Source organism: Phenylobacterium sp. (assembly GCF_036495085.1).
Classification (GTDB): Bacteria; Pseudomonadota; Alphaproteobacteria; order Caulobacterales; family Caulobacteraceae; genus Phenylobacterium.
In genome coordinates this window covers 1-14,320 of the sequence record NZ_DASXNL010000060.1, presented here as the reverse complement: position 1 = coordinate 14,320, position 14,320 = coordinate 1, and the positions used below count along the sequence as shown (strand labels likewise).

The following is a 14,320-nucleotide window of genomic DNA, read 5'->3' as shown; positions in this document are numbered from 1 at the left end:
AGGTTTGCTCAGGGTGTTCACCGGACCGCCGCCCTCCAGGCTGCCGCCCCGCGAATAGACGACCTGGCGGCCATCGGGGGTCCAGTCCAGTTCGCCAAGATCGACGCCTTCGTCGCCCACGTAGGCGCTGATCGGGCGCGCCGTGAAGGCGCCGTTCGCACCGGGTTCGGCGACCCAGACGTTGCGGCTGCCGTCCTTATCGAAGACCCACGCCACGCGCCCGCCCTGCTCGGCGGCGATCAGGCTGGAGGGGAACGGCGCGCTGAGCACCTGCTCGATCGTGAAGTCGTGAGCGAGCTGGCGCGGCGCGGCGCTCGCGTGCCACGGCGTCAACATCGTCGCGGCGGACAGGGCGGCGGTAAACAGGCGCGCGGCGCCCGGAAGCTTCGGCATCATTGGAGACCTTCAGGAATTGATCGTTTTGTGGTGTTCAAGAGAGAGTTCGGAAGACGTGCCATCCGGCCCATAGGTCCTGGGCGACGCATCCGAGAGATTTGTAGGCGGTCACTTCCGAGGCCGACCGTCGGCCTTCGACCTTGCCCGCAAGCACTTCGCCGATTTCGCCGGCGATGTGGCTGTCATCGATTCGTCCCGACTCCACGGCCCGGCGTAATTCCGTCCCCTGGGCCAGCACGTTGGGCCGGCTGTCGGCGAAGTAGCGGGCGCGCACCACCAGGTCATCGTCAACCTCCGTTGGGCCCAGCCTGCTGGACCCCACGATGTTCACGTGTGCGCCGTCGGTTAGCCAGGCGCCTGCGAGAACCGGTTCCGCTGAGCCCGTCGTGGTGCAGATGATGTCGGCCGCGGCGGCGGCAGACGCCAGGTCTTCAGCGACTTCGACTGCGAGCCCGTCCTCCGCGGCCAGCGCCTGGGCCAGATGCCGCGCATGGTCTGCGTTGCGCCCCCAAACGACGATCCGACGAAGCGGCCGGAGTGCGACGATCGCCCGGATGTGAGCCTCGGCCTGTTCGCCCGTGCCGAGGACCAAAAGGTCGCCGGCGTCGGAACGGGCCAGGGTTTCGGTCGCCAGCGCGCTTGCCGCGGCTGTGCGGATCCGGGTGATCTCGCCGGCGTCGAGAATGCAGACAGGCGATCCTGTTTCGGGATCGAACAGCACCACCAAGCCCTGGTGCGCCGGAAGCGACGAGCCCTGCGGATGGCTGAATGCGCTGATCAGCTTGGCGCCGAACCGGTCGTCAGCGATCACCCCCGGCATGATCCCGAATGCGCCGCGCCCGCTGGTCAGCGGCAGGATCTGGCGCGGCGGCTGGTTGATGCCGCCGCTCGAGACCGCGACCATCGCATCGCGCATGAGCGATGTGCAGGCTTCGAAGGTTAGGACCTGCCGGATCTCTTCACGGCCGATGAATCTAGGCTGCATGTCGGTCTCAGTAAGCGATGTTGAGGGTGATCAGGTGCAGGCTCGCAACGAACCAGATGGCCGCCAGGCAGGCCGCCGCGATCGCAACGCTCGAGACCTTGGCCCACCAGCTCCGTGCAGGATCAGCAAATACTGTCCGGACATTCAGCAAGGGCGCGATGGTCCCAACCAGGCAGACCACTCCAAGAAGTTGGATCAGCCGAACGATCCAATCGCTGCCGCTCGACGCATGCCCGCCCTTGGTCAGGAGCCAGTACCAGAGGTAGCCGAATGCCAGATATCCGCAGCAGACCGCCCGGGTGAGCCTGTAGAGCGTGGCCGCTCCTGCGGACAGCTCGAAGCGGTGGCCGTAACGCCCGCGGATGATCGCGCTCAGCGGCCAGGTCAGCGCCGCAATCGCCAGGATGGCGCCGCTGAGATAGAGCAGCGGCAGGTTCCAGGACGCCGACAGGGTGGCCGGCACGGGTTGCAGGGCCTCCACCGGCGGGTAGTCGTCGCGCATGATCAGGCTGACCTTGCCATCCCGGACGACCGCGGCCATGCGGCTGGCGCTGCCGATCGCCTGGTATTGGAAGGGGCCGATTTCGCGCCAGCGCTGGAGTTGATGGTTCACGCCGCGATAGGACGAGATAGTGACGACGCCGTCGTTGTCCGAGGCGACCTTCGTCTGCCCCAACAGGAAGCTGCGAATTCGCGTCCAGCTGGCCTCGGAGCGGCCGGTGTCGATGTAATAGCCTGACAGGGTTTGGCCGTCGGCCTTGGCGTTGGACCATGTCGGGATTGCGTCACTCCGAGTCGCGGGGAAGTAGCGGTTCGAGAACCCTCTGAAGACGGAGGTGCGCAGCCCGCTGCCCAGTGAACCCGCCCCGCCCGTGCCGGCGCTGTTTAGCGAGATGTACAGGCCGACGTTGTCGTCCAGGTAGAGGTGCAGGTCGCTGTGGAACAGGCCGGTGTCCCCGGCGTGGCCAATCACCCGGTGTCCGTTCGCAGGCTCCTGATAGAAACCAAGCGCCATACCGGGGAGCTGCGGAACCGGCTGGAACTGCAGGCTGTGCATATATTCCGCCGTCTTGGCGCCCAGGATGCGTTGGCCCTGGAATTCTCCGTCCTGCAGATGAGCGATCATGAAGCGGCTCAGGTCCGACCCCGTCGTCGCCAGGGCGCCTGCGGGCGGCATCTGGACGAGCTCGAACGGACCCGGGTGGCCGGACGCTGTCCGGTAGCCTTTCGACATGTTCGCCGACCAGCCCTGCGGCAACGGCTGCTCAAAGGTCGAATGGGCCATGCCGAGCGGCGCGAAGATATGGTGAGCGATGTAATCCTCGAAGCGCTCTCCCGACACGCGCTGGACGATGTAACCGGCGAGAGACGCGCCATAATTCGAATAGGCAGGTGTGCTCCCGGGCGCGAAGATGCGCGCAGGCATCGCGACCTCGCGCATCTGGCTCATCGACTTGAGGTGCTTAAGATCCGGCGGGAAAAGATCCTTGGACGCATCGGCGAAGCCCGCGGAGTGGGTCATCAGTTGCCGCATGGTCATCGGCTTGCCGTCGTAAGGCGGGACCTTGAAATCGAGGTATCGATTGATGTCGGCGTCGAGGTCGATCTTGCCAGCCTCGACCAGCTGCATAACTGCGGTCCAGGTGAACAGCTTCGAAATGGAGCCGGGGCGGAACAGGGTCGCGTCGGGCTCGACCGGCCGTCCCGACTTGACGTCCGCGAGGCCGTAGCCCCGCTCGAACAGCGGCTTCCCGTCCTTGACGACGACGATGATGACGCCCGCGATATCGGCGCGCTCCATCTCCGAGGGCAGCATGCCGTCGAAATAGGCCGCGACATCCTCGGCCGTCAGCGGGTGTGCGGTCGCTGGGGCTGAGGCGATCGCGCTTGCTGCAGGTGTCGTGGGCGACGAACTCGCCGGCGCGGACGCGAAGCCTCCAAGCGCGAGGCACGTCCCGACAACCGCAGCGATCTTTGCGAACAGGTTCATATTCTACGGCCGGCTCAGTAGGCGATTTTCAGGGTGATCAGGTGCAGGCTGAATGCGAACCAGATGCACGCAAGGCAAGCGGCCGCGATCCCGACACTCGAGACCTTGGCCCACCAGCTGCGCTCGCCGTCCGCAAACACGGTGGCGACATTCGCGACAGGTGCGACGACGCCCACGACGCCCACCAGGCCCACGAGCTGGATCAGGCGGATGATCCCGTCGTTGCTGCTGCTCAGCCAATCGGGACTTTGATGCGTCATGAACCAGAACCATAGGCCCGCGAAAGCCAGGTTAACCAAGCAGATGGCCCGGGTCAGCCGGTAGAGCAGCGCCGCCCGGCCCGTCAGTTCGAAGGTGTGGCCATAGCGTCTGCGGATGATCGCCGCAGCGGGCCATGTGACCGCGGCGAGCGTCAGGATTCCCATCGTCAGGTAGAACAGCGGCAGGTTCCATGTCGCCGACATCGCCGGCGAAACAGGCTGGAGTGACAGCACCGGCGGCTCGTCGTCGGTCATGATCCTTATGACCTTGCCGCCCTCGACGACGGCGGCCATCCGGCTATCGCCTCCGACCTCCTGATACTGGAACGGCCCGACCTCGCGCCAATGCTTGGGCACGTTGTTCAGGCCGCGGAACGCCGAGACCGTCACAACGCCCTTTGGGTCAACAGTGACCTTCGCCTGCCCCAGCAGAAAACCGGGAAGCCTCAGCCAGCCGGAGTCGGAGCGGCGGCTGTCAATATAACGCCCTGCGAGCGTCTGCCCGTCGGCCTTGGCGTTCTTCCAGGTCGCCGGCGCCGGCGCCGGCGCTGCGGGGAAATAGCGGTCGGTAAAGCCCTTGAAGACCGAGGCGCGGATGGTGTGCGCCGCGCCCGCGCTGCCCGCGCTGTTGAGCGAGATGAACAGACCGACGTGATCGTCGAGGTACAGATGCATGTCGCTATGGAACAAGGCTGAATCGCCGGCGTGACCGATCACGCGATGCCCGTTGGCCGGCTCCTGATAGAACCCAAGCGCCATGCCCGGAAGCGAGGGAACCGGCGCGAACTGCAGGCTGTGCATGGTCTCGGCGGTCTTCGCCGCCAGGATGCGCTGGCCTTGATATTCTCCATCCTGCAGGTGAGCGATCATGAAGCGGGCCATGTCGGACCCCGTCGTCGTCATCGAGCCGGCGGGCGAGGGCCCGACAAGCTCAAACGCGCCCGGCGGGCTCGTGGCCACGCGATAGCCCTTCGACATGTTCGCCGACCAACCGTCCGGCAGCGGCTGGACGAAGGTCGATCGGGTCATGCCCAGTGGGCTGAGAATGTGGTGGGCGATGTAGTCGGCGAACGGCTCGCCGGACACTCGCTCCACGATATAGCCGGCCAGGGCCGCGCCGTAGTTCGAATAGGCGGGCGTTGTCCCAGGCGCGAAGATGCGCGCCGGCGTGGTGCCGTTCAGCGTCGCGCCCAGGCTTTTCAGCGCCTTGGGGTTGGTGAAGATCAGGTCCTTGGCGGCGTCGGAGAACCCGGGCGTGTGGGTCATCAGATTCCGCATAGTGATCGGCTTGCCGTCGCGGGGCGGAATCTTGAAGTCGAGGTACTGGTTGATGTCGGCGTCGAGGTCGATCTTGCCGGCTTCGACCAGTTGCATGACCGCCGTCCAGGTGAAGGTCTTGGAGATCGAGCCGGGCCGGAAGAGGGTCTTGTCCGGATCGACCGGCGTCCTCGCCTTGACGTCCGAGAGGCCATAGCCACGCGCAAACAGCGGCTGCCCGTCCTTCACGACGACGATGACCGCGCCGGCGATGTTGGCGCGGTTGATCGCGTCCGGCGCCAGGCCGTCGAAATAGGCTGCGACGTCCTGCGCGGTGAGCGTATGGCCGGCTGCCGCGGCCGGGGCTGCGGCGCTATCCGCCCCGTGCGGCCCGGCTAAAGGAACAGGGACGATCGGGGTCGGCGCCAGGGTCGTGGGAGACTGGCTCGCCGGCGCGGCGGCGAAACCTCCGAGGGCGACGAGCATCGCGCCCATCGCCACCATCCTTGATAGCGGATTCATCCCTCAACGCCCCCTGAGATGCTGAAAACTCAAAACCTCCGACTCGGGGGCAGTCGCCTCGCGGCGCTTGCCCCCCACTCCGTGGTTTCTATCGCCCGGCCCACCGATCGACAGCGGCGATCAGCTCACACGATTTCCCGTATCGCAAGCTGTTTCCGATTTGGACATAAATCCGCTTACAACGAAACTTAACCAAAGAGTGCAAGACTTAAGCCGCTCGCCCCCGGGGCGTTGGACCTGTCGCCCGAGCACGTAGTAGGGTTGCGGGAAGCAGATGTGGAGCTGAAGGCCCGTGCATACAAAAGCAAAGCCAGGATCGGTTCTGAAGGGGCTGCGGCTCGCGAACGGCTGGACCCTGGCTGAAGTCAGCCGACGCACGGGATTGCCGGTTTCGACGTTGTCGAAAGTGGAAAACGACAAGATGTCGCTCAGCTACGACAAATTGGCCCGAATCAGCCGCGGACTAGACATTGATATCGGCCAGCTTTTTTCCTCTGAGGTGACGCCGTCGCTCTCCCTGGCGACCGGGCGGCGCAGCATTACCCGCGCCGGCGAAGGCCGGGTGATCGAGACGGAAACCTACGTCACGACCTTCTGCGCCACGGATCTGCTGAACAAGAGATTTGTACCGCTGATCGCGGAGGTCCACGCGCGATCTACCGCTGAATTCAGTGAGATGATCCGGCACCCCGGCGAAGAATACGCCTACGTTCTCGAAGGAACCGTCGAACTTCATTCCGACCTGTACGCGCCGGTTGTTCTTGAAACCGGCGATTCCATTTATTTCGACAGCGGAATGGGGCACGTCTACGTCAATGTGGGCCCCGGCCGGGCTCGGGTCATGTCGATCTGCTCGGGAGACGAATCCCAGCTGATGGCGGCCTCCGGGGGTCAGGATGCCGCGCCGGACGGTCAGCCGCCGGCGCCCCACTCAGAAGCGCTCAAGCCTCTGAAGATCGTCAAGCGAGCGGATCAGCGACACGCGGGTAGAAGTTGAGGTCCGCCTTCTTGGCGTAGGGCAAGGCTGCAAAATCCATCTGGATCGCACCATGTGTCGCCACTCGGATCACCTTCGAGGCGATCGGCGCGAACCCGCCGTAGAAATGCTGGCTCGATTTTACGGCGACGATCTCCTTGGTCAGCAGGTCGATGCCGAGGCCCGTAAAGGCGTCCGGTGAAAAGACCTGGGTCCGAATGGAATTGAGCACCACGTCGATCCCGTTCACCTCAATCCACACCGACAAACCCATTGCGGTCCGGGAATCTCCAAGGCCGGTCTGGTCATGTCGCTCGCGGACTGCCTTCACGGTCGCCTCGACGTCCAGCGGTTGAGCCGACGACGCTCCGGATTTTCCGCCGACCCGCAGTTTCAACCTCGCCCCGACGCCGGCGTCCGCGCAGGCCGCCGCAGCGATCGGATCCCAGATCGCGCCCAGGGCGGCTGAGGTGATCTTTCGGTCCAGCATCGCCTTCAGGAGGCTGGTATTGTCCCCGGGAGCGCCCCCGCCGGCATTGTCGGCGGTGTCGGCCAACACGACCAGTCCTGCCGTCGCCAAGGCCTCGTCCAACGCCGCCTCGACACCCGGAAATCGCGGCAGAAGCGCCTCGCGGGCGGCGTAGATCTCCATGCCGATCTGCCGGCTCAGACGGATCGCAAGCTGCGGGTCGCCGTCCGTAATGACCAATACCCGCGAGCCGGTGTCCGGCGTGTCCCCCCAAGGAAAGCCGTGAGCGAAACTGACGGACAAAACGCCAGGCTGGCGCTCAACCTCCCCGAAGCGTTCGACGAACGCGGCCATCGGCTGTTGGGTCGTCGGGTAGAAGCCCACCATCCGGCAATCGAAGAGCGCTGATGTGGGCTGGGCCTCGGCACGGGCCTTCGCCAGACAGAGATTGTACAGCTCGGTTCCGCGCTCAAGGTAATCGTCGTGCGGATAGTGCTTCATGAGAATGACCGCGTCGGCGACATCGACGAGCGGCTGCGTCAGGTGACAGTGCGGATCGAGTTCGACGCCGATCACGAGACTATCGCCTGCGACCTCGCGCACCCGTCGCGCGAGGTCTGCCTCGCAGTCATCGCAGGCTGTCGACACCATGGCCCCGTGAAGGAACAGCAGGACGATGTCGAACGGGCCCTGGGAGCGAAGTTCGGACAGGATCTCGTCGCGAAAACCTTCATAGACCGCCTGCACAACAGGTCCGGAAGGCTGGGCCCAGCCGAACAGGCCCGCCACGAACTCGTGCCCGTCGCGGGCGCAAAGGTCGCGCCACAGCTGCGCCGTCTTGTGATCGGGGCCTTGCCCGGTGAGCACGCCGGCGCCGCGGCGAACACCGCCTTCTTCAAAGGCCCTCGTCCCCGTCGGCCACGGGGCGAAAGTGTTTGTCTCGAGCTGCAGGCCCGCCGCGAACACGCGCAAACCATGTCTCCTAGATTTCGGTTGTAGAAAACTGTTTTCAGATATGCCAAATCGTATCCGACCCCAGTGACCGATTCAACGATGATGACGACCTCCAACCCCGATGGCTCCGTGGCCAGGGACGCCCCCTGGCCAACCCCATCCCGTGCGTGGTGGGCCGTGGGGGTGTTTTGCATCGCCGCGGTGCTGTCCTACAGCGACCGGCAGATCCTGAGCCTGCTTGTCGATCCGATCCGGGCGGACCTGCACGCCACGGACGTCCAGATCGGCCTGCTGCAAGGCGCAGCGTTTGCGCTGATCTACGCGGTCGCGGGCGTCGGGCTGGGCCGCGCCGCCGACACCCTGCCCCGCCGGCTGGTGATCGTCACCGGCATCGTCATCTGGAGCCTGGCGACCGTGGCGTGCGGCTACGCGACATCGTTCGGCAGCCTGTTCGCAGCGCGGGCCGCCGTCGGCATCGGTGAAGCCGCGCTCGCGCCGGCGGCGATGTCGATCATCACCGACAGCTTCCCGGTCAATCGCCGCGGCGCCGCCACCGGCACGTTCCTGATGGGCATGATCGTGGGTGGGGGCGTGGCGCTCGCGCTGGGCGGCCTCATCCTCCAGGCCGCGGAATCCGGCGCGCTGCGCGGCATGCCGATCGTGGGTGGCCTTGCACCCTGGCGCGCGGGCCTGGTGATCCTGGGTCTGCTTGGAATGCCCGTGGCCGGGCTGGCGCTGAGCGTCCCGGAGCCAAAGCGCCGCCACCTGATCGCCGGCGCCTCTGGCAAGCCTGTTCCGCTCCGTGACGCCGCCCGGCGCCTGGCCCTGCTGTGGCCCGTGCTTCTGCCTCTCTACGCCGCCATGGGCCTGAGCAGCATGTGCGATTTCGCCATCCTGAACTGGGTTCCGACGCTCTTGACGCGGCGCTTTGGCGTCGGCGTCGCCGAGATCGGCGGCGTGCTGGGTGGAGTGGTGATCGTCGGCGGCGTCTTGGGCTCGGCCGGGGCCGGGATCGTCGCCGACCGGATGGTCAAGCGTGGCGGCGCATCTTCCCGCCTGATCCTCGCCGTGGGCGCCATGGTCGCCGGCGTGGTCAGCACCCTCTTTTTCCTGGCGCCGGCGCCCCCCCTGGTTTTCGCGCTTGCCGGGGTTTGGATTTTCGCCTCGACCACGGGCCAGGCGGTCGGGATCACCGTCCTGCAGGAACTGGCTCCGGGCGACGCCCGCGGGCTAAGCGTCAGCGTCGTCTCGCTGATCAATATCGGGCTTGGCCTCGCCCTGGGAGCGGCCCTCCCGGCGCTGATCCTGGAGCACGTCCTTCATGATCCCGCCGCCGTCGGCGCAGCGATTTCGGCGGTCGCGCTTCCCGCTGCCATTCTCGCGACCGTACTTTACCGGACCGCCCTGGCGGCCGCCCGAAAGATCGATAGGACATGAGTAAGACCACTGCCGACGTCGTCGTTATCGGCGCCGGGATCGCAGGCGCCTCGGTCGCCGCCGCGCTCGCTCAGACGCAGGACGTGATCGTCCTGGAGCGCGAGTCCTTTCCCGGCATGCATTCGACCGGGCGCTCCGCGGCGCTGTTTTCCGAGATCTATGGAAGCGGGCCGATCCGCGCTCTGTCCCGGGCTAGCCGCAAGTTCCTGTATTCGCCGCCGCAGGGTTTCGCCGACGCAGCGATCGTCCGCCCGCGCGGCGCAATGCATATCGCCTCGGCGGCGCAGCTGGCGAAACTCGAGGCCTTTTGCGCCCTCCCGGACGTGGCGCCGGCGATTCGTCGCCTGACCGCCGCGCAAGCCAGGGCCGAGTGCCCGATCTTGCAAGAGGACTACATCGCCGGCGCGGCGGTCGAGACCGGTTCCGCCGACGTGGACGTCGATGTCCTGCATCAGGGCTGGCTTCGCCAGCTCAAAGCCAGGGGCGGCGAACTGCTCGTCAATGCGGAAGTCGTTCGTCTTTCCAGGCAGCCGACGGGATGGCTTGTCGAGACGCCCGACGCCCAAATCGAGGCCAGGGTGGTGATCAACGCCGCCGGGGCGTGGGCCGATGTGGTCGCGCGGCTGGCGGGTGTCAAAACGGTGGGCCTCCAGCCGAACCGCCGAACTGCGCTGATCGTCTCCGCGCCCGAAGGGTCGAACAGCGACGAGTGGCCGATGGTGATCGACGTCGACGAACAGTTCTACTTCCGGCCCGACGCTGGGGCCCTTCTCCTGTCGCCGGGAGACGAGACGCCATCGGACCCCTGCGACGCCCAGCCCGAGGAACTCGATATCGCGATCGCTGTCGATCGGGTTCAGGGGGCGACTACGCTGGAGGTGCATCGCATACGCCGAAGCTGGGCCGGCCTTCGGAGCTTCGTGGCCGATCGCAGTCCCGTGGTCGGATACGCACCCGATGCGCCCGGCTTCTTCTGGCTCGCCGGCCAGGGCGGATACGGCATCCAGACGGCGCCGGCCATGGGCGCCCTCGCCTGTGCTCTTGTGCTGGGCCAGTCGACGCCTGACGATTTGGCGCAGTTCGGTGTGAATGCCGACGATCTTCGGCCGGGTCGCTTCATCGAGAGCCTGGCGTCCGCTCAGGATGACTGAGTAGATCGAAACGCGGCTCTGACGTCGATCAGATGTGGATCGCGTACCCGAGCGCCTTAAGCGCGCTCTCGTGCACCGCCTCGCTCAAGGTCGGGTGGACATGGATGACCCCAGCCACGTCCTCAAGAACCGCGCCCATTTCCATCAAGGTCGCGAACTGGGCGGACAGCTCAGAAACATGACGCCCAACGGCCTGGATGCCGAGTATCCGGTGATCCGATTTGCGCGCCACAACGCGGACAAAACCGCCGTCGGCGCCGGCGTCCATTGAAAGCGCGCGACCATTGGCCTGGAACGGGAATTGGCCGGTCACTAACTCCACACCGCCGGGCGCCTCGTCCGGGCCGATGCCGACGCTGACGATCTCCGGCTCCGTGAAGCAGACGGCGGCGACGGCTATCGGATCGAAGCGCCGACGCGCGCCGGCGATGATCTCGGCTACCAACTCGCCTTGGGCGGACGCCTTGTGGGCCAGCATCGGCTCGCCAACCAGATCGCCGATCGCCCACACGTTGGTGGTCGAGGTGGCGCATCGGTCATCCACCTTCACGAACGGCCCGTTCATAGCCACCCCAGTGGCCTCGAGGCCCCAGCCCCTCGTGTTCGGCCGTCGACCGACGGTGACCAGCACTCGGTCTGCCGGCAGAGAAAGCCGCTCGCCGCCGGCGGTTTCTATGGCGAGGGCGTTTCCGTCATGGCCGAGCGCCCGGGCGCCCAGGTGCAGAGTTACGCCATTTCGGTCGAGCCAGCGGCGCACCGGCTCGACGAGCTTACTGTCGTAGAGCGGCAGGATGCGGTCCTGCAGCTCCACGATGGAGACTTCGGATCCGAGCTTGGCGTAGGCGATGCCCAGCTCCAGGCCGATGTAGCCGGCGCCGACGACCACCAGGCGCTTCGGAAGCTGCGAAAGCGCCAGCGCCTCCGTTGAGGAAATGACCGAACCGCCGAAAGGCAGAGCGGGCAGCTCCACCGGCACGGACCCCGTGGCCAGGATCACGTGTTCGGCGGTGACCTCGATCGGCCCTTCCGCGCAGGCGACCGTGCAGGTCTTGGCGTCAGTGAAGGTCGCCCAGCCGGACAAGACCGTGACCTTGCCGCGTTTCAAGAGCCCGGCGACGCCAGCGTTCAACTTGTCGACGACACCCTCTTTCCATTCGAGGGTCTCGGCGAAATCAAGCTGGGGCTTCGACTTCAGGTGGATGCCGAAGCGCCCGGAAGCGGCGGTCTCCGCCATCTCTGCATAGAGGCTCGCAGCGTGGATCAGCGCCTTTGAGGGGATGCACCCGCGGATGAGGCAGGTTCCGCCCAGGCGCTCGGCCTCGACCAAGACGGTCTGAAGGCCGAGCTGGGCGGCGCGGATCGCGGCGACGTAGCCACCCGGACCGCCGCCCACCACAAGCACCTTCGTCTTCAGCGTCTGCGGCATGGTCAGTCCACGAAAATGAGCGCGGGATGCTCGATGCGCCGCTTGAGCTGCTGGATGAACCGCGCGGCGTCAAAGCCGTCGACGATCCGGTGATCGAAGGACGACGAGACGTTCATCATCTTGCGGACAACGATATGACCCGCCTGGACCATGGGTCGTTCGATCAGCTTGTTAGGCCCGACGATCGCCACCTCCGGATGGTTGATCACCGGTGTCGCCGCGACGCCGCCCAGTGCCCCGAGGCTGGTCAGTGTGATGGTCGACCCGGTGAGCTCCTCGCGGGTGGCGCTGCCGTCTCGGGCTGCGGTCGTGACGCGGGAGAGTTCGGCCGCGCATCCCCAGAGGTCTCGGGCCTCGGTATGGGTGACGACCGGAACCATCAGCCCGCCCGGCGTCTGCGTCGCAATGCCGACGTGCACACCTTCAGACGTGTGCAGGATCCCCGCCTCGTCGTCGTAGCGCGCATTGATTTGTGGGAAGTCCGGCAGGACACCAACCAAGGCCCGCATGAAGAAGGGCAGAAGGGTGAGTTTCGGCTCACCATCCTTGCGGTTGGCGTTGAGGTCCTCGCGTAGAGCTTCCAGCTCCGTCAGATCGAATTCCTCGACATAGCCGAAGTGCGGAATCCGGCGCTTCGACTCCTGCATCTTCTCGGCGATGCGGCGTCGCAGCCCCAGGATGCGGACCTCCTTAGTCCCCGCCTTCGCTTGGTAGCGCGCGTCCTGGCCGCCCACCTGACCGCCGCTGGCGATATAGGCGTCGAGATCCTGTGGGGTGATGCGTCCCGCGGGTCCCGTGCCGGGGACGAACTGAAGGAGGATTCCCAGCTCGTGCGCGCGGGCCCGCGTCGCCGGGGACGCCAGCGGCGCCTCACCGGGCGTACGGGTTGCGAAGGCGGCAGATTGGCCAGGCTGCGCCATGGCCTTAACGGTGGAGGGCGCGGTGTTTCGGACCTGGGCGGCCGGCGCTGTCTCCACCGGCGGCGCTATCGCCGGAGGCCTCGTGACCGGGGCCGCCGCCGCGGGCGCCACATCGACCTCGCCGGCGCCTTCCACTTCGATTTCCACCAGCACCGAGCCCACCGGCGCCATGGCGCCCATTTCGCCGTGCAGGGTCACCACCACGCCATCCACTGGAGAGGTCATTTCGACCGTCGCCTTGTCGGTCATCACATCGACCAGCGCCTGGTCTTCCTGGATCCGGGCGCCGGGCTGGACGTGCCAGGCGACGATCTCCGCCTCGGCGACACCCTCGCCGACGTCGGGAAGGCGGAAGAGATATCGGCCCATGCCTTAAGCCGCCATCGTGCGCATCAGGGCCGCGGCCAGGCGCTTCGGTCCGGGGAAATAGTCCCACTCGAACGCGTGGGGGTAAGGCGTGTCCCAGCCGGCCACCCGCTCGATCGGACTCTTCAGGTGATAGAAGCAGCGCTCCTGGATGAGCGCGGAGAGCTCACCGCCGAACCCGCCGAAGCGGGAGGCCTCGTGCAGGATCACGCAGCGCCCGGTCTTGCGCACCGAGGCGACGATGGTCTCGATATCCAGCGGAACGATGCAGCGTAGATCGATCAATTCGGCGTCCACCCCGCTTTCCGCGATGCCGGCCTGCGCCACGTGGACCATGGTGCCGTAGGCGATCACCGTGACGTCGAGGCCCTCCCGCACGATGGCGGCCTTGCCCAGCGGAATCCTGTAGCGCCCCTCGGGAACCTCCGCCGTCGGCTCGCCGGCCCAGACCTTGAGGTTCTGGTCAAGACGTCCGTCGAAAGGTCCGTTGTAGATCCGCTTAGGCTCCAGGAAGATCACCGGGTCATCGTCTTCGATCGCAGCGATCAGCAAGCCCTTCGCATCGTAGGGATTGGAAGGGATGACGGTTTTGAGGCCGGTGATGTGGGCGAAGATCGCTTCGGGACTTTGGCTGTGGGTCTGGCCGCCGAAGATGCCGCCGCCGTAGGGCGCGCGCACCGTGAGCGGCGCAAAGAACTCTCCATTCGAGCGATAGCGCAGCCGCGCCGCTTCGGAGACCAGCTGGTCGTAGGCCGGCAGGATGTAGTCGGCGAACTGGATTTCGATGACCGGCCGCAACCCATAGGCGCCCATGCCGATCGCGGTCGCGACGATGCCGCCCTCGGAGATCGGGGCGTCAAAGCATCGGGTCACGCCGTGCTTTTTCTGGAGGCCCTCCGTCACCCTGAAGACGCCACCGAAGAAACCCACATCCTCGCCGAAGACCAGGGTATCGGGGTCTTCGGTCAGGACGACATCGAGCGCGGAGTTCAGGGCCTGGATCATGTTCATGGTCGGCATGTCAGATCCCCAGCTCGCGCCGTTGCTCGATCAGCCGCCAGTCGGGATCTTTGAAGACGCCTTCGAACATTTCGCGCACGCTGGGCTTGGACTTTCCAAGGCAGCCCACGGCCTCGCCCTCCTTCACCGCCGCACGGACGGCTTCGGCAAGCTCGGTCTGCAGAGCCTGGTGGCGCGGCTCGTCCCATTCG

The 14,320-nt window shown here is 66.1% G+C and carries 11 protein-coding genes and 1 pseudogene; 3 read left to right on the top strand and 9 right to left on the bottom strand.

The window, feature by feature from the left end; genetic code table 11:
- The 4 genes from VGI62_RS07555 to VGI62_RS07540 all read right to left on the bottom strand — a co-directional run.
- The coding region (locus VGI62_RS07555; protein ID WP_331503791.1) for a hypothetical protein at positions 1-396 on the bottom strand (396 nt) is incomplete at its 3' end.
- A 34-nt stretch (positions 397-430) separates the two neighbouring features.
- Positions 431-1,381 carry an ornithine cyclodeaminase family protein gene (locus VGI62_RS07550; RefSeq protein WP_331503790.1) on the bottom strand — a complete coding sequence of 317 codons (951 nt, stop codon included), beginning with the start codon at positions 1,379-1,381 and terminating at the stop codon, positions 431-433.
- 7 nt (positions 1,382-1,388) lie between these two features.
- Positions 1,389-3,371 carry a serine hydrolase domain-containing protein gene (locus tag VGI62_RS07545; RefSeq protein ID WP_331503789.1) on the bottom strand — a complete coding sequence of 661 codons (1,983 nt, stop codon included), beginning with the start codon at positions 3,369-3,371 and terminating at the stop codon, positions 1,389-1,391.
- Positions 3,372-3,385: 14 nt separating this feature from the next.
- On the bottom strand, positions 3,386-5,383 hold the full coding sequence (locus tag VGI62_RS07540) for a serine hydrolase domain-containing protein (protein WP_331503788.1): 1,998 nt from the start codon (positions 5,381-5,383) through the stop codon (positions 3,386-3,388).
- Positions 5,384-5,702: 319 nt separating this feature from the next.
- Between VGI62_RS07540 and VGI62_RS07535 the strand changes: the two genes are divergently transcribed.
- A complete protein-coding gene (locus VGI62_RS07535; protein WP_331503787.1) occupies positions 5,703-6,407 on the top strand; it encodes an XRE family transcriptional regulator in 705 nt (234 codons plus the stop codon).
- Here the strand turns inward: VGI62_RS07535 and VGI62_RS07530 are convergent.
- Positions 6,370-7,821, bottom strand: a complete 1,452-nt coding sequence (locus tag VGI62_RS07530) for a M81 family metallopeptidase (RefSeq protein WP_331503792.1) — start codon at positions 7,819-7,821, stop codon at positions 6,370-6,372. The two genes, VGI62_RS07535 and VGI62_RS07530, sit on opposite strands and share 38 nt — an antisense overlap.
- 87 nt (positions 7,822-7,908) lie before the next feature.
- Between VGI62_RS07530 and VGI62_RS07525 the strand changes: the two genes are divergently transcribed.
- Positions 7,909-9,246 (top strand): MFS transporter, encoded by a 1,338-nt coding sequence (locus tag VGI62_RS07525; RefSeq protein WP_331503786.1) that lies wholly within the window; start codon positions 7,909-7,911, stop codon positions 9,244-9,246.
- Positions 9,243-10,397, top strand: a complete 1,155-nt coding sequence (locus tag VGI62_RS07520; RefSeq protein WP_331503785.1) for an FAD-binding oxidoreductase — start codon at positions 9,243-9,245, stop codon at positions 10,395-10,397. The genes VGI62_RS07525 and VGI62_RS07520 overlap by 4 nt, the downstream gene beginning before the upstream one ends.
- 28 nt (positions 10,398-10,425) lie before the next feature.
- Here the strand turns inward: VGI62_RS07520 and lpdA are convergent, their stop codons facing one another.
- The 4 genes and pseudogenes from lpdA to VGI62_RS07500 form a co-directional block, all read right to left on the bottom strand.
- Positions 10,426-11,823 carry a dihydrolipoyl dehydrogenase gene (gene lpdA / locus VGI62_RS07515; RefSeq protein ID WP_331503784.1) on the bottom strand — a complete coding sequence of 466 codons (1,398 nt, stop codon included), beginning with the start codon at positions 11,821-11,823 and terminating at the stop codon, positions 10,426-10,428.
- Positions 11,824-11,825: 2 nt separating this feature from the next.
- Complete coding sequence (locus VGI62_RS07510; protein WP_331503783.1) at positions 11,826-13,112, bottom strand: dihydrolipoamide acetyltransferase family protein; 1,287 nt, start codon at positions 13,110-13,112, stop codon at positions 11,826-11,828.
- Positions 13,113-13,115: 3 nt separating this feature from the next.
- Entirely contained in the window at positions 13,116-14,129 is a 1,014-nt protein-coding gene (locus tag VGI62_RS07505; RefSeq protein WP_331503782.1) for an alpha-ketoacid dehydrogenase subunit beta, read from the bottom strand.
- 1 nt (position 14,130) lies between these two features.
- Positions 14,131-14,320: pseudogene (locus VGI62_RS07500) on the bottom strand (3-methyl-2-oxobutanoate dehydrogenase (2-methylpropanoyl-transferring) subunit alpha); the annotation flags it as partial.

Bases quoted from the DNA above. Each gene is read 5' to 3' on its own strand.
- VGI62_RS07505 (WP_331503782.1), bottom strand. From the start codon at position 14,129: ATGCCGACCATGAACATGATCCAGGCCCTGAACTCCGCGCTCGATGTC.
- VGI62_RS07525 (WP_331503786.1), top strand. From the start codon at position 7,909: ATGATGACGACCTCCAACCCCGATGGCTCCGTGGCCAGGGACGCCCCC.
- VGI62_RS07540 (WP_331503788.1), bottom strand. From the start codon at position 5,383: ATGGGCGCGATGCTCGTCGCCCTCGGAGGTTTCGCCGCCGCGCCGGCG.
- VGI62_RS07520 (WP_331503785.1), top strand. From the start codon at position 9,243: ATGAGTAAGACCACTGCCGACGTCGTCGTTATCGGCGCCGGGATCGCA.
- lpdA (WP_331503784.1), bottom strand. From the start codon at position 11,823: ATGCCGCAGACGCTGAAGACGAAGGTGCTTGTGGTGGGCGGCGGTCCG.
- VGI62_RS07550 (WP_331503790.1), bottom strand. From the start codon at position 1,381: ATGCAGCCTAGATTCATCGGCCGTGAAGAGATCCGGCAGGTCCTAACC.
- VGI62_RS07545 (WP_331503789.1), bottom strand. From the start codon at position 3,371: ATGAACCTGTTCGCAAAGATCGCTGCGGTTGTCGGGACGTGCCTCGCG.
- VGI62_RS07510 (WP_331503783.1), bottom strand. From the start codon at position 13,112: ATGGGCCGATATCTCTTCCGCCTTCCCGACGTCGGCGAGGGTGTCGCC.